Source organism: Acidobacteriota bacterium, assembly GCA_022340665.1.
In the GTDB taxonomy this organism is placed as follows: domain Bacteria; phylum Acidobacteriota; class Thermoanaerobaculia; order Thermoanaerobaculales; family Sulfomarinibacteraceae; genus Sulfomarinibacter.
In genome coordinates, this window is sequence record JAJDNM010000002.1 from 1 (window position 1) to 17548 (window position 17548).

The 17548-nt window shown below is 59.5% G+C and carries 16 protein-coding genes and 1 pseudogene; 14 read left to right on the forward strand and 3 right to left on the reverse strand.

The genetic code is table 11. The features are described from left to right. The 8 genes from LJE93_00145 to LJE93_00180 all read left to right on the forward strand — a co-directional run. Positions 1-1257: Na(+)-translocating NADH-quinone reductase subunit A (locus LJE93_00145; GenBank protein MCG6947316.1), on the forward strand; the 1257-nt coding region annotated here is incomplete at its 5' end. Then, the gene (locus LJE93_00150) at positions 1254-2486 is read left to right on the forward strand and encodes an NADH:ubiquinone reductase (Na(+)-transporting) subunit B (GenBank protein ID MCG6947317.1); all 1233 of its coding nucleotides are present in this window, start codon (positions 1254-1256) and stop codon (positions 2484-2486) included. The genes LJE93_00145 and LJE93_00150, both read left to right, overlap by 4 nt. Next, entirely contained in the window at positions 2470-3255 is a 786-nt protein-coding gene (locus LJE93_00155) for a Na(+)-translocating NADH-quinone reductase subunit C (GenBank protein ID MCG6947318.1), read from the forward strand. The genes LJE93_00150 and LJE93_00155 overlap by 17 nt, the downstream gene beginning before the upstream one ends. Then, the gene (locus LJE93_00160; protein MCG6947319.1) at positions 3249-3872 is read left to right on the forward strand and encodes an NADH:ubiquinone reductase (Na(+)-transporting) subunit D; all 624 of its coding nucleotides are present in this window, start codon (positions 3249-3251) and stop codon (positions 3870-3872) included. Before LJE93_00155 ends, LJE93_00160 begins: the two co-directional genes overlap by 7 nt. 1 nt (position 3873) lies before the next feature. Continuing rightward, positions 3874-4491 (forward strand): NADH:ubiquinone reductase (Na(+)-transporting) subunit E, encoded by a 618-nt coding sequence (gene nqrE, locus LJE93_00165; protein MCG6947320.1) that lies wholly within the window; start codon positions 3874-3876, stop codon positions 4489-4491. A 12-nt stretch (positions 4492-4503) separates the two neighbouring features. Beyond that, positions 4504-5730 carry an NADH:ubiquinone reductase (Na(+)-transporting) subunit F gene (gene nqrF, locus LJE93_00170; protein MCG6947321.1) on the forward strand — a complete coding sequence of 409 codons (1227 nt, stop codon included), beginning with the start codon at positions 4504-4506 and terminating at the stop codon, positions 5728-5730. 158 nt (positions 5731-5888) lie between these two features. Then, positions 5889-6821: an FAD:protein FMN transferase gene (locus LJE93_00175; protein ID MCG6947322.1), complete on the forward strand. Its 933-nt coding sequence runs from the start codon at positions 5889-5891 to the stop codon at positions 6819-6821. A gap of 21 nt (positions 6822-6842) precedes the next feature. Further along, the gene (locus tag LJE93_00180; GenBank protein ID MCG6947323.1) at positions 6843-7037 is read left to right on the forward strand and encodes a hypothetical protein; all 195 of its coding nucleotides are present in this window, start codon (positions 6843-6845) and stop codon (positions 7035-7037) included. Positions 7038-7146: 109 nt separating this feature from the next. On the opposite strand, the gene dusB is transcribed toward LJE93_00180, so the two are convergent. From dusB to LJE93_00195, 3 genes are all read right to left on the reverse strand, one after another. Continuing rightward, positions 7147-8280, reverse strand: coding sequence for a tRNA dihydrouridine synthase DusB (gene dusB, locus LJE93_00185; GenBank protein MCG6947324.1), 1134 nt, complete (start codon positions 8278-8280; stop codon positions 7147-7149). A gap of 54 nt (positions 8281-8334) precedes the next feature. Further along, positions 8335-9825: a leucyl aminopeptidase gene (locus tag LJE93_00190; protein ID MCG6947325.1), complete on the reverse strand. Its 1491-nt coding sequence runs from the start codon at positions 9823-9825 to the stop codon at positions 8335-8337. 132 nt (positions 9826-9957) lie between these two features. Continuing rightward, on the reverse strand, positions 9958-10524 hold the full coding sequence (locus tag LJE93_00195; protein MCG6947326.1) for a macro domain-containing protein: 567 nt from the start codon (positions 10522-10524) through the stop codon (positions 9958-9960). Between the two features lie 578 nt (positions 10525-11102). Between LJE93_00195 and LJE93_00200 the strand changes: the two are divergent. The 6 genes and pseudogenes from LJE93_00200 (at position 11103) to LJE93_00225 (ending at position 17487) form a co-directional block, all read left to right on the forward strand. Next, positions 11103-11204 (forward strand): annotated as a pseudogene (locus tag LJE93_00200) (enoyl-CoA hydratase). A gap of 182 nt (positions 11205-11386) precedes the next feature. After that, a complete protein-coding gene (locus LJE93_00205) occupies positions 11387-13204 on the forward strand; it encodes an ABC transporter ATP-binding protein/permease (GenBank protein MCG6947327.1) in 1818 nt (605 codons plus the stop codon). Between the two features lie 80 nt (positions 13205-13284). After that, positions 13285-14181: a YicC family protein gene (locus LJE93_00210; GenBank protein ID MCG6947328.1), complete on the forward strand. Its 897-nt coding sequence runs from the start codon at positions 13285-13287 to the stop codon at positions 14179-14181. A 50-nt stretch (positions 14182-14231) separates the two neighbouring features. Then, entirely contained in the window at positions 14232-15827 is a 1596-nt protein-coding gene (locus LJE93_00215; protein ID MCG6947329.1) for a HAMP domain-containing histidine kinase, read from the forward strand. Next, complete coding sequence (locus tag LJE93_00220; GenBank protein ID MCG6947330.1) at positions 15827-16216, forward strand: response regulator; 390 nt, start codon at positions 15827-15829, stop codon at positions 16214-16216. The genes LJE93_00215 and LJE93_00220 overlap by 1 nt, the downstream gene beginning before the upstream one ends. A 137-nt stretch (positions 16217-16353) precedes the next feature. Continuing rightward, on the forward strand, positions 16354-17487 hold the full coding sequence (locus tag LJE93_00225) for an EAL domain-containing protein (GenBank protein MCG6947331.1): 1134 nt from the start codon (positions 16354-16356) through the stop codon (positions 17485-17487). The last annotated feature ends 61 nt before the right edge of the window (positions 17488-17548 follow it).

Genomic DNA, 17548 nt, shown 5'->3' on the forward strand with positions numbered 1-17548 from the left:
CGTATGCATGTGCAGATCGGCGATGAGGTGAGGCGCGGTCAACTGTTGTTCGAGGACCGCAAAACCGCGGGTGTGCGGTTCACCTCGCCGGGTGCGGGAACAGTCGCTGCGATCAACCGTGGTGCGCGTCGCTCCCTGGAATCCGTGGTGGTGGAATTGACACCGGGGGAACGACGGGGGAGCCCCGCCGAAAGCGATTTTCGCACTTTTCGCGCGTTCACCGGCCGGGATGTGCAGTCCCTCCGTGGGGAGGAACTGAGAGAGCTTCTGGCGGAGTCTGGCCTGTGGACGGCCATTCGGCAGAGGCCTTTCTCAAAGGTGCCGTCCCCGAGCTCCAGCTGTCACTCGATCTTCGTCACCGCGATGGACACGAACCCGCTTGCGCCGAACCCCGAGGTCGTTCTCGAGGGACAGATGAAAGATTTCCAGCGAGGCCTTCAGGCGCTCTGCAGCTTGACCGAGGGAATCGTCTATCTGTGTCGAGCGCCGGGTGCAAGGATCGAACCTGGCCCCGCAGAACGGGTTCGGGTGGAGGAATTCGACGGTGAGCACCCGGCCGGGCTCGCCGGGACGCACATCCACTTCCTGGATCCAGTTCATCGCGAAAAAGTTGTCTGGTACGTCGGTTACCAGGACGTAGCCGCAATCGGACGGTTGATTGAAACCGGGAAGCTGCCAGTCGAGCGTACCGTTGCCCTCTGTGGTCCGATCGTTATTCGTCCTCGGTTGCTGACCACCCGGCTCGGAGCCGAGGTCGAGCCGTTGATCGACGAGCAGCTTTTTTTCGGTGAGGCACGGGTCGTTTCCGGATCGGTGCTTTTTGGCCACCGGGCAAGGGGAACGAAATTCGGCTATCTCGGACGTTACGCAAACCAGATCTCGTGCATCGCCGAGGATCACCGTCGGCGATTCCTGGGCCTGATGACGCCGGGATGGGACCTCTTTTCGACCACCCGCGCATATCTTTCCGGTTTCCGCAGTCGCACGACGAAGTACGATTTCACGACCTCCGCCCGGGGCAGCCGTCGTGCGATGGTGCCGATCGGTCTCTTCGAGAACGTCATGCCGCTCGACATCATGCCGACGTTTCTCCTCCGCGCTCTTCTGATGGATGATCTCGAGCGCGCTGAGGCCCTCGGCTGTCTCGAGCTCGATGAAGAGGATCTCGCACTCTGCTCCTTTGTCAGCCCGGGTAAGGAAGACTTCGCACCTCACCTTCGCCGCAACCTGTTCGAGATCTGGAAGGAGGAGTCATGAGCACCCTCCGTCGGTTCCTCGATGATCTGGGTGACCGGCTCCAATCAGGGGGCAGACTCGATCGCCTATACCCGCTGTACGAAGCCATCGATACATTCCTCTACACGCCGGACGCTGTCACAACCGGCACCACCCACGTTCGTGACGCGCTCGATCTGAAGCGCATGATGTCGGTGGTTATGGCCGCCCTTTCTCCGATCGTCATATTCGCGATGTACAACACCGGGCTTCAGGCCCACCGAGCGATCATGGCCGGAGCTCAGCCTCTCGATACCTGGCAGACGCAGGTCTTCTCGGCCTTCGGCGGCAGCTTCACAACCGATGTCTGGGCGTGCCTGTTCCACGGAGGGCTCTATTTCCTGCCAATTTACATCGTCGGATTTGCGGCCGGCATCACGGTCGAGCTGATCTTTGCCAGTGTGCGGGGCCACGAGGTCAACGAGGGGTTTTTCGTTACCGGTTTGCTGCTTCCTCTGACCCTGCCGCCGACCATTCCCCTCTGGCAGGTGGCCACGGGGGCGATCTTCGGAGTGCTCATTGGCAAGGAGATCTTCGGCGGCACGGGAATGAACATCCTCAATCCGGCATTGACGGCCCGCGCCTTTCTGTTCTTCGCGTATCCGGCGGAGATTTCCGGAGATAAGCCCTGGATCGCCGCGAATTTCGTGGGCGTCGACGGTTTCTCCGGCGCGACCTGGCTTTCACGGGCCACAGTCGAGGGTGTCGCAGCCCTCGGAGAAGTCGGGAATGACCTCTGGTGGGAGGCGTTCTTCGGTTTCATCCCTGGATCGATGGGCGAAACATCGGCGGCACTCTGTCTCCTCGGTGCACTGGTTTTGGTGGTCACCCGAATCGGTTCGTGGAGAACCATGGCCAGCGTAACCGTCGGTACGATTGCCATGGCGTCGGTGCTCAACCTTGTCGGTTCCGATACCAACGCCTTCTTTGGCGTGCCTTTCTGGTGGCATCTGGTGCTTGGTGGCTGGGCCTTCGGCACCGTCTTCATGGCAACTGATCCGGTTTCGTCTGCCTTCACCAATCCCGGCAGATGGATCTACGGTTTCGGCATTGGCGTTATGGTGATTCTGGTGAGAGTCGTCAACCCGGCCTATCCGGAAGGGATGATGTTGGCAATTCTGTTCATGAATATGTTCGCACCGTTCATCGATCATTTCTTCGTGCAGGCGAACATCAAACGGAGGTTGGCGCGTCATGCGGCAGGACAGTAACCTCTACATAATTGGCTTCGCGACGGCCGTCTGCCTGGTATGTTCGATCGTCGTCTCGACCTCTGCAGTAGCCCTGCGGGATCGTCAGGACCGCAACAAGGTGCTCGACCGCCAGACCAAGGTGCTGGTGGTCGCCGGAGTGATGGAAGAGGGCCAAGCGGCTACTCCAGAGGAAGTCGAGCGGCTTTTCGAGTCTCACATCGAGACGCGGATCATCGATCTCGAGAGCGGCGAATACGACGAAACGATCGATCCCGAAACCTACGACCAGCGAAAGGCGACGCGCGAACCCGACCGGAGTTCGGTGGCGCCACCGAATAACGCGGGACTCACACGCCTGCCGGAAAAGGCGATTGTCTACCGTCGCGTCGAAGGCGGCGAGGTTCAATCCCTTATTCTGCCAATTGAAGGGAAGGGTCTGTGGTCGACGTTGTACGGATTCATCGCCCTTGCACCTGACACGACAACCGTGCAAGGGATTACCTTCTACGAACACGGGGAGACACCGGGACTCGGCGGCGAAGTCGACAACCCGAATTGGAAGGCGCTGTGGGTCGGCCGTCAGGCGTACGATTCGGAGTGGCAGCCCGCGATCGAGGTCATCAAGGGTGTTGCTGGGCCGGTGGCGGAAGATCCTCACAGCGTCGATGGACTTTCAGGATCGACCCTGACTTCTCGAGGCGTCACCAACCTCGTGCAGTTCTGGCTCGGTGAGAACGGCTTCGATCCCTATCTCGAGCGGGTCCGTAATCAGGGGAACGCATCATGAACGCGAATCAGAAGAACGCGCTTCTCAATCCCCTTTTCAACGACAACCCGATTGCCGCTCAGGTGCTCGGCATCTGCTCGGCGTTGGCGGTCACTACAAAACTCGAAACCTCAGTGGTGATGTCGATTGCGGTGATCGCGGTGCTGTCGATTTCGAACCTATCGGTGTCGTTGATCCGCAACCTGATTCCGTCTTCGATCCGCATCATCGTCCAGTTGACGATCATCGCTTCATTGGTCATCGTCACCGATCAGGTATTGCAGGCCTTCTTCTTTGACATTTCGAAGCAGCTGTCAGTCTTTGTCGGGCTGATCATCACCAACTGCATCGTCATGGGTCGCGCCGAGGCCTTTGCCATGCAGAACCCGCCTTTCGAAAGCCTGCTCGATGGTCTCGGCAACGGTTTCGGATACAGCCTGATTCTGATCATGGTCGGCTTCTTCCGCGAGCTGATCGGCGCCGGCAAGCTCTTCGGTTATCAGGTTCTGCCACTGGTCACGGAGGGAGGTTGGTACCAGCCGAATGGTCTCTTCGTGCTGGCTCCAGGTGCTTTCTTCATCATCGGGATTCTGATTTGGTTGCTCCGCACCTGGAAGCCTGAGCTGCAGGAGGACTGAGATGTTGGAACACTACCTCAGCCTGGCCGTCAAAGCGATCTTCGTCGAGAACATGGCGCTCGCTTTCTTTCTTGGCATGTGCTCCTTCCTCGCGGTTTCGAAGAAGGTCGACACATCGCTCGGCCTGGGTGCCGCAGTCACCTTCGTGTTGACCGTGACCACACCGTTGAACAATCTCGTGTACAACTACCTGCTGAAAGAGGGCGCGCTGACCTGGCTGAACCCGGCATGGTCCACCGTCGATCTCAGCTTCGTCCGATTCCTCGCCTTCATCGGCTCCATAGCTGCCTCGGTGCAGGTCGTGGAGATGGCCCTCGATCGCTACGCTCCCAAGCTCTATGCGGCGCTCGGTGTATTTCTCCCGTTGATCGCCGTCAATTGCGCCATCCTCGGCGGCTCCTTGTTCATGGTCGAGCGCGATTACACGCTCGCCGAGAGCGCAGTCTTCGGGTTTGGTTCCGGCTTCGGTTTTCTTCTCGCGATCGTCGCCCTGGCCGCGATCCGCGAAAAGATGGTCTACTCCGATGTTCCGGCTCCGCTGCGCGGGCTGGGAATCACCTTTCTTGTCACGGGACTGATGGCGATCGGCTTCATGGCGTTTGCCGGGATCCAGTTGTAGGCAGGTGGCTTGATGCTGACTATCATCCTCGGAGTTGCGGTGTTCGTTCTGGTGATCGTCGCCTTGGTGGTGGTTTTGATGGTGGCCAAATCGAAGCTGGTGGCGGCGGGCGAAGTCACCATCACTGTCAACGAAGACCCGGACAAGGCGATCAGCACGAATGCCGGAGACACGCTGCTCAACACCCTCGCGGCGCAGAAGATCTACATTCCGTCGGCCTGCGGGGGAAAAGGAACCTGCGGAGTGTGCAAGGTCTCGGTATTGGACGGCGGGGGTGCGCTGCTGCCAACTGAAACCTCCCATGTCAGTCGTGGAGAGGCCCGCGAAGGGGTGCGGCTTTCCTGCCAGGTCAAGGTCAAGCAGGACATGAAGATCGAGGTCGAACCGGAGATCTTCGATGTCCGAAAGTGGCAATGTCGAGTTCGATCGAACAGAAATGTCGCGACCTTCATCAAGGAGATCGTGCTCGAGCTTCCAGAGGGAGAGGAAGTGCCCTTCCGCGCCGGCGGATACATCCAGATTGAATGTCCCCCGCACGTCGTCAAGTACGCCGATTTCGAGATTGAAGACGAGTACCGCGGCGACTGGGACAAGTACGACATGTGGCAGTTCGTGTCCAAGGTAGAAGAAGATGTGACCCGTGCGTATTCGATGGCCAACTACCCGGGCGAGGAGGGCATCATCATGCTCAACGTGCGGATCGCCTCGCCGCCGCCGAACATGCCGAAGGTTCCGCCGGGCAAGATGTCGTCATTCATCTTCAACCTCGAGCCGGGCGACGAAGTCACCATTTCGGGTCCCTTCGGGGAGTTTTTTGCCAGGGAAACAGACAATGAAATGGTGTTCATCGGCGGGGGAGCCGGCATGGCGCCAATGCGCTCCCACATTTTCGACCAGTTCAAGAGGATCCGGACTGACCGCAAGGTGTCTTTCTGGTACGGAGCGAGAAGTCTCCGAGAGGCCTTTTACCAGGACGACTTCGACGAGATCGCGGCTGAAAACGACAATTTCGAGTGGCACCTCGCGCTTTCGGATCCGTTGCCCGAAGACGACTGGGATGGCGATACCGGGTTCATTCACCAGGTCGTGTACGAGAAGTACCTCAAGAACCACCCGGCCCCGGAAGACGTTGAATACTATATGTGTGGACCGCCGATGATGAATCAGGCGTGCATCAACATGCTGCTCGATCTCGGGGTCGAGCCTGAGAACATCATGCTCGACGACTTCGGCGAGTAACAGCGGGGGAAGAGTTGTCTCGAACGAGCGGCATCCCACCTCTCCGCCGCTTCATTGTTCCGGCACTCTTTGTGGCCGGTCTGTTCGTGGTCACCATTTTTCGTCGAGACCCTTCGCCCGTCGTCCCCTCACGCGAGATGGAGCTCACGGGGCCCACCATGGGGACCACGTTCACCATCAAGGTTGTCACCGACGAGTTGACTGACGAGGATCGTGTACGCATCGAGAGAGCCGTGCGGCGGGTGATGGACCAGATTGATGAAACCATGTCCACCTACCGTCCGGAGTCCGAAATCGAGGCGTTCAACCGCAGTGGAACGGAGCTGTTTCAGGCGTCCCCCGGATTTCTCGAGGTGGTCACAGAGGCGCAACGCATTTCTCGGCTCACGGGAGGCGCGTTCGATATCACCGTCGGTGCGCTGGTGGACATCTGGGGATTCGGGCCCTCCGGCGCGGCCGACCCCCCGAGCGACGAGAAGCTCCAGGAACTGGTGGCGATCACCGGCTACGAACAGCTTGAGGTCGATACGGAAGGTGGGACGCTACGAAAGGCCAGGGTCGACTGTCGCATCGATCTCTCCGCGATTGCCAAGGGATATGCCGCCGATAGGGTTTCGGCCACCCTCGTGCAGCAGGGACTGCCCGATCACATGGTGGAAATCGGCGGCGAGGTGTGCGCACGAGGTCGGAATGGCAACGGGGAAGCGTGGAAGATCGGAATCGAACGGCCATCCGCCGGTGGTAGGGCTGTGCATCTGGCCGTCAACCTCGCCGACCTATCGCTGGCGACGTCGGGCGATTACCGCAACTACTACGAGCGCGACGGGGTCCGCATTTCTCACACCATTGATCCGCGCACAGGTCGGCCAATAACCCACAATTTGGCGTCGGTCTCAGTGATCAATTCGAGCTGCATGACCGCTGACGCGTTAGCGACGGCGCTCGGCGTGCTCGGGCCTTACCAGGGCTTTGAACTTGCTGAGCGGCACGACATTCCGGCGCTGTTCTTGATTCGGGTCGGTGACGGCGTCTTCGAGGAGAGGCAGACACGTGTGTGGTCTGCCTTGACCAAGAATGTTCAGGGCTCCTGAATTGTTGATGCAGAGGAAACGATGCAGACTCTTGTACTGACCTTCGTCTTCTTTACGATTGCGGTTCTCCTGATGACCGCCGTTGTGCTGATCAGCGGTCGTCGCCTCAAGGGATCTTGCGGTGGCCCGAGTTGTCAATGCACGAACGAGGGCAAGGATATTGGGAGCTGCGAAACCGATGGATCGGTTCTGCCCACCCACCCATCCCAGTTCTGAGTGTCGAGTTATGAGTTTTGAGTTACCGCCCACCCTGCCCGGTGAACCGTGGGGAGGCGGGGGATAACTCAAAACTCAAAACTGAAAACTCAAAACTCTGACGCGGCCCTCAGCCGCCGGAGACTACGTCTTCGGCGTCAGGAGGGGAAGGATCGTCGAGATCGTCCCAGAATCCTTCCGGGAGAATGACCTTCTGGGTTCCACTGCGTTTGCCGCGGCGAACGAGATGGCCCTTTTCGGTAAAAGGTTCGTTGCGATCGATGGTGGCCAACACCCCTTTCAGCTCGGAGACGCTCGTGACTCGCATCAACCGATCCCGGAGGCGCGCGCTCGACCGGAAACCCCTGGTATACCAACCGCCGTGCTTGCGGAAAGAGAGCATGGCCTGGTGTTCGCCAAAACAGTCAACCAGCATTCGAGCGTGCTCGACCATGACGTCTGCCACCTCGCCAAAGGTCGGCGGTGAATGCGGCTCACGGCCGGCGAAGGCGTCGGCGAGTTCGCGGAATAACCATGGCCGCCCGAGACATCCGCGGCCGACCGCGACGCCGTCACAGCCGGTTTCACGCACCATACGCAGGGCGTCATCCGCCACCCAGATGTCGCCGTTTCCAAAGACGGGTATTGACGACAGGCTTCGCTTGAGTTCGCCGATGGCTTCCCAACGCGCGTGGCCGTCGTAGAGCTGCGCAGCGGTTCGCGCGTGCAAGGTGACTCCGGCGCAACCCTCTGCCTCAGCGATTCGGCCGGATTCGAGAAAATCGAGATGCTGGTCGTCGATTCCCAATCTGAACTTGATTGTGACCGGGATTTCGCCGGCCGCCTGCACCGCTGCTCGGACGATGGAAGCCAGGAGCCGCGGTTTGGCCGGAATGGCTGCCCCGCCGCCCTTGCGGGTCACCTTTCGCACCGGACAGCCGAAATTGAGATCGAGGTGGTCGACCCGTCCCTCGCCGACGAGGCGCAGCACCGCCTCGCCGACGTATTTGGGATCGACCCCGTAAAGTTGGAGGCTCCGGGGGCTTTCATCGGGACCGAAATCAGCCAGCTTGAGAGTCTTCTCTCTTCCCTCGACGAGCGGTCTCGCGGTGATCATTTCGCTGATGCAGAGGCCCGCCCCGAACCGTCTGCAAAGTGCCCGAAACGGGAAATTCGTGACCCCGGCCATTGGCGCCAGGACGACGGGAGGGGTGACCTCGATCGGGCCGATGTGGACCGTGGGGATCGGCATAGAACAGAGCATAAATGAAAAACGCCGCGAAGCGCGCGGCGTTTTGGTTTCGGTCGTCCCGAAGGACTATTTCAACAGATTCTCGAGGAATGTGGCTGCGAGCACGACTCCGAAGCCGGACGCCCCTTTTGGCAGACCATTGTGTTCCTTCTCGTTGTAAGCGACGCCCGCGATATCGAGGTGTGCCCAGCTCACCTTTTCGGGGACCCACTGCTTGAGGAAGGTGCCGGCGGTGACCGGCCCACCCCAGCGTCCGCCGACATTCTTGATGTCTGCCCACTCGCTCTTCAGGTAGGTGACGTACTCATCGTAAAGAGGCATCGGCCACACTCGCTCGCCGACCTGCTCGCCGAGCTTGCGAAGCTCAGCGAGGAGATCCTCGTCGTTGCCCATCATGCCGGCGGCTTCGTGGCCGAGCGCCACGACACAAGCTCCGGTAAGGGTGGCAAAGTCGATCACGATGTCAGGATTGAATCGCGCCGAGTAGTGCAGCGCGTCAGCCAGGATCAGCCGGCCCTCGGCGTCGGTGTTGTCTACCTCGACCGTCTTTCCGCTCGAGGTCGTGAGGACGTCTCCTGGTCTGATCGCGGTTCCCGACGGCATGTTTTCGACCGCAGGAATCAGACCGACGACCTTGATTGGCAGGTCGAGATCGGCGACTGCACGCATGGTGCCCATGACGGTGGCGGCGCCGCACATGTCGTACTTCATCCAGCCCATCCCGGCGGCAGGCTTGAGTGAGATGCCGCCGGCGTCGAATGTCACGCCCTTACCGACCAGCACCACGGATTTCTTCGGTTTCTTCGGCCGGTGCTCGATGACGATCATCCGCGGCTCCTGCTCGGATCCCTGGCAGACACCGAGGATGCCGCCCATCTTCTCTTTCTGGAGCTCTTTCAAACCGAGAATCGTGACCCGTAGCCCCTTGATGTTTTCGGCCATTTCCTTGGCCGCCTGGGCAAAGCTCTCGGGGTTGAGATCATTGGACGGTCGGTTACCGAGATCCCTCGCGATTTGCTGGGATGTTCTCAAGAGGCGGACCTTTTTCAGGCACTCTTCGAGATCTTCCTCGGACTCCTTGACGAGAGGAAGAATGTGAAGGCCATCGATCTTCTCAAACTCGTTCTTCTTGGATTTGAACTGGTCGTAGGTGTAATCGGAGATCGCGGCCTCGCGGAGCGCGAAGAGACGCGATTCGGCCGCTGTGAGGCCGTGGACCTTGACCGGAACGCCGATTGCGATCTGATACTCGCGGTTTTTTGTTGCCTGACGCATGACCCGGTTGAGGGTTTCACGCATCTTCGCGTGCGTGATCTCCTGTTCCTTGCCGATGCCAACGAAGGTGACCCGATGAGCGAGATCGAGCGGACACTCGCCCGAAATCATTTCCCCCTCTTCTCCGCGCGGATTGAGGGCCTTTGCCTTGGCCCTCAAGGACTTCCGTTCCTTGGCCGAGAAATCCAGCCCGCTGAGGGGATCGCTTTCGGTGCTCTGGAAGATGTAAATGCAATCGAGGGGTTCTTCGGGGGTTTCGCGAAACTGATGAAGATCTGCCATGGGATGAGGTGGACCCTCCTTAGATAAGTCATCAATACGGCCGCGCATTGTAGCATATCTCTGTCAAGTTCATTTAAGATATTGTTATTCAGTATTTTATGCTTCACGGATGGGCTGAAATCCTGCCTGAAATCACGATTCGGGCATGAAGGTTGCTAGGGCGCGGACTGCAGCCGTGAAATGATCGGCAGTCGGTTCGTCGAAGGCGGTGAATCGTACCAGTCGAAGGGTCGATTCCGGATGATCGGTGAGCCAGGTTCGGACGGTCTCGACGATCAGCGAGGTGCCTTCCTTCTTCGGGTAGCCGAAAATGCCGGTGGAGATCGCCGGAAAGCTGATCGAAGTAACCCCCAGCTCCGCCGCTCTCTCGAGGCTCGCGACCACCGCGGATTCGAGGAGATCGTGCTCGTTTCCCTGGCCCCATATCGGGCCGACAGCGTGGATGACCCAACGGCTCGGGAGGGTGCCGGCGCCGGTGACTGCAGCGCCACCGGTGTCGATCGGTGCGAGCCGGTCCGACTCTTCCTGGATTGCGGCGCCGCCGCGGGCGACGATGCCTCCGGCGAGTCCCCCGCCGTGAGCGAGGTGGCTGTTCGCAGCGTTGACGATCGCGTCCACCCGTTCGGCAGTCACGTCTCCGAGAACGGCTTGAAAAACGAAGCCAGCTTCGTGATGCTCAGCCATGACCCTGGATTCCATGGCCACATTCTAGCCCGCATTGCTGATGAAGTCCCCATTGTGGACAGTGGTGCGGGTAGACTCTGTGCATGAGGAGATTTCGGTGGGACCACAACCGGGATGCACTGGAACAGATTGACAATCTCCATTCGTCGGCACGGGAGATCGGGTATCTGAGAGTCGAGTTTCCGGCGGGTGGTGACGGAAGCCGGATACCGTGGTTGTCTCTCGAGCCGTGGACTAGGAGCCGGGCGGTCACTGTAGCTGTCGTCGAAAGCGGAGAGATTGTGTCGCCGGCATTGGATGTCGCCCTGTGCTCCGACCTCGTCTATCTGTGCCCGAAGGTTGTGCTTCGGCTCTCCACATCCACCGCGCCACCGTCGGATGGCGTGATCTGGGCTCTTGGCCGATCGGGCCGTGCGGCCCTCGCCCGTGGGTTGTTGGAAACCCGAGATCTCAATCCGACCGAGGCCGTGGTGCTTGGTCTCGCGACGGCAGAGGTCGCTGAGGACTGCCCTCTGCCGATTCCGGATGACGCCTCGGTGGCTTCGTTGACCGCGGCCCGAGACCTGATGCGGGCGTCGGCGCGCGGGAGCTCCGGCCTCGCCCTCGAGTTGGCGAGCTTTCGCCTTCTGTTTGCCGCCGGCGATCCCGAGGAGGGTGCGCGGGCGTTCCTCGAGAAGCGCGATCCGAAGTTTTGACGGCGCATCGATACCTGGCTCCGTCCACAACAATCAGCAACGAAAAAGTAAGTGGTCTTCGGGTCCACGCACTTCCCGGTGGAGAGAAAATCGAACCGATCACGGGTGCATCCCTAGCTGACGACTCCGGCCAGTCCGGGTTCCAGCCGCCAGCACTATCCCGCCTCTGCTAACCTCCGGCCATGGGCGATTTTCTGCGTGTCCTGAGGCTCGCAAAGAAACATGGTATGTGGATCCTACTTGCCGCCGTGAGCATGATTGCGGTGGCCGGAACGACCGTGTTTGCCGTCAATCTCGTTCGTCCAATCATCGATCAACTGCTCGGACCGGCCGTTCCGTTCGAACCGGGGCTCGAGCTGCGGCCAGGCGGGCTGGTGGCAGTTCTCGACGATCTGGTGGTTCGAGCGGAGAACGGGATGCAGGGTTGGCTCGGCGGTGAAAAATTGGCAATCGTGATCTTGGCCCTTGTCGCAATTGTGATCAAGAGCGCCTCTTCCTTCCTCGCGCGATATGCCTCGGCCCGGTTCGGCCTGGCGACGATTCGTGATCTGCGCGAAAGGCTATTTCGTTCAATGCTCGCGCAGAGCCCCGCCTTCTACCACGATCGCTCGACCGCAGGTCTGGTGTCGCGGGCGACCAACGATCTCCAGTTGCTGCGCGAAGCTTTGGCTGAGCGGTTTGGTGATGTCGCTCAGGATCTCGTTACGGTTCCGGCAATCTCGATTTACCTCCTGTCCCTGGACGTTCGGCTTACATTGGTGACGGCCATCGCGACACCACTGTTCTTCGCGCCGGTCGTGCACCTCAGCCGCAGGCTGCGGGTACGCGCCCGTCAAGCTCAGGAACGCACCGAAGAGGTGGCGGTGGTGGTGGACGAAACAACGCGCGGAATTCGTGTCGTCCAGAACTTCGGCATGGTCCACCCGATGATGGATCGCTTTCGCCTTGCAAACCAGGAGCAATATGCTGCCAGCCTCGGAGCTCGCGCAATCCATGCCGCCAATGCGCCGGTCATGGAGGTTGTGGGTGCTGTTGCGGCACTGGGCTTGGCCGTATACGCGGGACTGCAAATCACGGCTGGCACGATGACCCCGGGAGACTTTTCGGCCTTCGTGCTCGGAGCCTACGCGCTGTACAACCCGCTCAAGAGACTCAACAAATTCAATTTCAGTCTGCAACAGGCGGCTGTGGCTTCTTCCAGGGTCTTTGAGGTCATCGATGCAGTTCCGGCGGTGAGCAGTTGCCCAGGTGCGAGGCCCGTCGAACGACTCGATAGCGGAGTTCATTTTTCAGGAGTAGGTTTTTCGTATCCGTTCCGGTGCCGCGTCCTGGACGCGCTCGACCTCTCAATTCCATTTCGATCGACGGTGGCGCTCGTCGGGCCCTCGGGGGCAGGCAAAAGCACGGTTGCCCAGTTGATCCCCAGGTTCATCGATGTCGGAGAGGGAGCTGTGAAGGTCGGGCAACACGACGTCAGGGATCTCGACCTTGAAAATCTGCGCTCGAGGATCGGTTTCGTGACCCAGGAGACCTTCCTCTTCAACGACAGTGTTCGAGCCAATGTCGTCTGTGGACGCACCTGGGTCGGCGATGAAGCTGTAGAAAGGGCCGTCAGGCTCTCCGGGGCCGACGCCTACATCGCGAATCTACCGAAAGGACTCGACACGCTGGTGGGTGAAGGCGGCGCGAAACTGTCGGGAGGACAGCGTCAAAGATTAGCGATTGCCCGTGCGGTCCTCTCGGACCCTGATCTTCTGATACTCGATGAGGCGACCTCCGAGCTCGACGCCGAGTCGGAGGCCAAAATCATGGAAGCTCTCGCCGGGAACGGTCACGACTGTACAATCCTGGTCATTACCCACCGGTTGGCAGCCATACGTCGAGCGGACCATATCGCCGTCCTTGCAGATGGGAGAATCGCTGAGCTCGGAACTCACGAAGAGCTGATGGCTGCCAATGGTCGATATCGCCAGATGGTGGAACGACTGGAAATCACCTAGGCTAAATATCGAATGTTCAGACGTTTGTTTTTGGAGCGGGAGCGGGTAATCTGGGAGTTCGGGTAGGCTGGAGTGCGGATATGACCCTCATGAGTATGACTGGGTTTGGCCGAGCGCGGGCAGAGCTGTCGGATCGATTTGCGGCATCCGTAGTGGTGCGTTCAGTCAATCACCGATATCTCGACATTCAGGTGCGGACCAACACCCGCGAAGAAACGCCTGAGATCGATGCAGTTGCTCGTGCGGGCGTTTCGGAGCATTTTCGCCGCGGTCGAGTCACGGCGCAGATCAATCTCGAGCGGAAAACCTCTGCTGATGTCGATGTTGTGGTCAATACCGAGGCCGTGCAGGCGGTGCTCGACCAGCTTGCCCGAGTCTCTTCGGGTCGAGAAATCGGCGGGTCGGTGAGAATCGGGGACATTCTGTCAGTTCCCGGATTGATTACTGTTGCGTCGCCGGACACGATCCTCGACCAGGGGGAGCTGGATGCTCTTCGATCCGCGGTCAACGAAGCGGCTGCGGAGGTTGTGGCAATGCGGCGCGACGAGGCTGCTCGTCTCGTACAACAGATCGAGTCAGAGTTGAGTGAGCTTGCCTCTTTTGTCGATTGGTTCGAGCCGCAGATGTCGGATCTCAGAAAGCGGATTTTCGAACGAACCCAGGAACGGATCGATGGCCTCCTCGGTCCGGAGATAAACGTCGATTCAGAGCGTGTACTGCAGGAGGCTGCGATACTCGCCGACCGGGCAGATGTCGCTGAGGAGGTGGTTCGTCTTCGCTCTCACATGGAGAATTTCAGAGAGCGCCTCGAATCCGGAGGGGTCGTCGGGCGTTCTCTGGACTTCCTGTGCCAGGAGATTCACCGAGAGCTCAACACACTGGGATCGAAATGTCGTGAGTTCGGAGTCGTGGATCGCCTGGTGGATGCCAAGTCCTCTGCCGAACGAATTCGGGAGCAGGTCCAGAACCTGGAGTAAGCGGCGCGCGATATTATCGGAGGGCAGATGGATGGGAGGGCTGCGGACTTGTGACTCGGCGGCGCATCTTGTTGCAGACGAGAATCGCGCGTCACATCACATTCACGGTGGTGGTGAGTCTCGTAATCAGTGCGCTGGTGCTCGTCGTATTCCGTCACCAGTTCGTACGCCGGAACATGGAGCGTTCTGCGCGCACGTACGCGTCGCTGATCAGTGAGCCTCTGACACACCTCGTGCAATTTCTCGGCTCATCGGGCAAGGGCTTGCTCGATCAACAAGTTGCACAGCTTCGAATGATGAACGACGATATCGAACGCCTCGAGATTGTTGATGTTCGAGGCCAGGTCGTGCTCCGCGCCGAGGGTGACAGCGTTGTTCTATTCGGTGACGGCGTCGAGGCTCCGGTGATCAACGATCGAGAGCTCCTTCGAGCCATTTCTGGACTCGAACCGACTGCGAGACAAGTCACCGAACCGGATGGGAGCGATGCATACCAGGTGGTGGCTCCAGTCGTGAAGCAATGGGGAGAGCACGTTTACTCCCTGGTTGGGACCTTCACCTACGCCAATGTCGATCGGCAGCTCCGCTCTTCGCTGTGGTTGTCCGCTTTGATTCTGGCGATCGGTCTGGTGCTGGCGCATCGGGTGTCGGTGATGCTGGCCGGCGGCATCACTCTCGATCTCGATCGTCTGCGGGCAGGTGTGACGAGAATTCAGGAAGGTCGGCTCGAGGAACGAGTCTCGATCAACTCCCGTGATGAGATCGAGGAGCTTGCCAACGCGTTCAACCTGATGGCGGATGAGTTGGTCGCTACAATTCGCCAGCTTCGCGAGGCCAACCGGGAGCTCGAAACCCTTGACCAGACCAAAGCCGACCTGGTGGCAAACGTGTCGCACGAGCTCAAGACGCCATTGACAGCGTTGCGCGGCTACCTCGAATTGATATCGGACGGTGGGCTGGGGACCGTATCGGAGCAAGCGACAGAAGCGGTCATGGTGTGCAGGAAAAACGTCCAGCGACTCTCGCTGAGAGTTGAAGAGCTCGTTCAACTTGCTCATATCGATCGGTTTACCGCCCTCGATGCTGCGCGCGAGGAAATCGATCTCCGGCCGATCTTGGACGGAGTCATCGACACCATTCGTCCGCGCATCGAAGGCAGAGGGGTCAAATTCGTCCTGCAAGTGCAGCCGGACCTCACGACCTTGGAGGCCAATCCGGAGCAGATCGAACGGGTATTCCTCAACCTGCTGGACAATGCCGCCAAATTCACCCCGGAGGGTGGCTCGATCGTCATCATCGCGGAGGCTTCTCGGCATGAAGGTCGCGAAGGGGCCCTGATTCGAATTCAGGACAGCGGTGTTGGCATTCCGACTACCGAGTTGGTCCGGATATTTGATCGCTTCTATCAGGTCGATCCGAGCTCACGCCGGCGGTTTGGTGGGATGGGCCTCGGCCTGTCACTCGTGCGCAGCATCGTCGAGGCTCACCGTGGAGCGGTCTGGGCGGAGAGCGAAGAGGGGATTGGATCTACGTTCTTCGTCTGGCTGCCATTCAAGGAGGTCGAGGAGGACTCTGCAGCGGAGGACGATCAGTCTGTTAGACTCGAAGGTGCTGGCTTGAGTCCTTCTACGATTGGGGAGGTTTGATGGCTCGGGTTTTCGTTGTCGATGATGAGCCGGATATGGTGGATCTCCTTGCGACGATTCTCAAATCCGACGGTCTTGAGGTCGAGACCGATACTGATGGGCGCTCAGCTCTCGCGCGGCTCCTGGCCGACCCCCCCGATCTCGTGTTGCTCGATCTCATGATGCCCGATCTCGATGGAATGGAGCTGCTCAAGCTGCTGCGGCTCGACGCCAACGGAGCAGGGGTCCCGGTGCTCGTGGTCAGTGCCAGGAGCGGCCATCAGGATCAGCTCGGCACGTTGCAGTTGGGAGCGAACGCATACATCTGCAAGCCATTTTCTCCGCGCGAGCTTGTGCGACAGGTGCGCCAGCTTCTCGATGAGGCCTCGCAAGGCGAGACGAGCGCCTGACACGAATGTCTTCCGAAGAATATGCCTCCTCAGATCCCGTCGAACTGAAGACGAGGATTCTGCAATACCGGGCGAGTCTTTTCGACCCTGTCACGAAGCTACCCACCCTGCCCGTGGTTATCGACCGGATTCGGAGAATGCTCGACGAACGTGGAACATTGCAGGTGCTCCTGGTTCGCATCGAGCATGAGCAGAACCTCGAGCGCATTGTTGGGTGGGAGCGGTACGACGCTGTTCTTTCCAGCGTCGCGGTCCATCTCGGTGGTCTGCTCGAAGAAACTGCGGGTTCGGGAAGCCTGTTGTGCCAGGAGCACGTTCGGGGTGACATTTTCCTGGTCGTTCTCGCCGATCACTTCGAAGCGGGAAGACTCCACGATTCGTTCGTCGACGGAATCACCATTACACACGAAACCGGGGAAAGCGAAAACATCGCTGTGCGGGTGGGCCAAGGTGTGATCAAGATGCGGCCGGCTCTTCGGGTCGAAAGGACGATCTACAACGGCATTCTCGAAGCACGCCAGGATTTTCATCGCCGCGGAGAGGCGCTGGATCAGGCGCGGCTGGACGAGGTTCGTCGAATTCTGCGCGAGGGAGAAGTCCGCACGCTGTTTCAACCGATCGTCAAGGCGCCGAGTCGGGAGATCGTCGGATTCGAGGCGCTCAGCCGTGGACCCGAGGGGAGCTACTTGGAAACCGCTGACAATCTCTTCGGTTTCACCGAAAGGGCCGGGATGCTCGGGGAGGTGGAGTTACTGTGCCTGGATCAGGCGCTCGAAAACGCGAAGGCGCTTCCCGGAGGTGCCATCCTCTTCCTGAACCTTTCGATGCTCGGTCTCGAGTACATCGAGTCCGAGGGATTGGGTTTGATCGGTCGGATCAAGGAATCCGGCCGCTCTCCGAGCGAGTGCGTCCTCGAAATCACCGAACGAACCTACGCCGAGAGTGCGAGCAGACTGAGAGAAAGAGTTTCCGAGCTCCGAAAGCATGGATTTCGAATCGCCATCGACGACATGGGAACCGGGTACAGTGCCCTCCACGTCCTTGCCGAACTGCAACCGGACTTCATCAAGCTCGACAAGATGTTGGTGCGTGACCTGCCTGAGGAACCGATCAAACGCAATCTGGTGTCTGCGATCATCGGATTCGCGCGTGACAGCCAGTCGGTCATCATTGCCGAAGGCGTCGAGACCGAAGACGAGGTGGAGACTCTGAAGATCCTGGGAGTCGAACTCCAACAGGGATTCTTCTTCGGCTATCCCAAATCCCACTAGCGACATTGCCAAAAATGAATCGATGGAATGCCGTCGAGCCGACAATCCGGGCGGGTTGAGC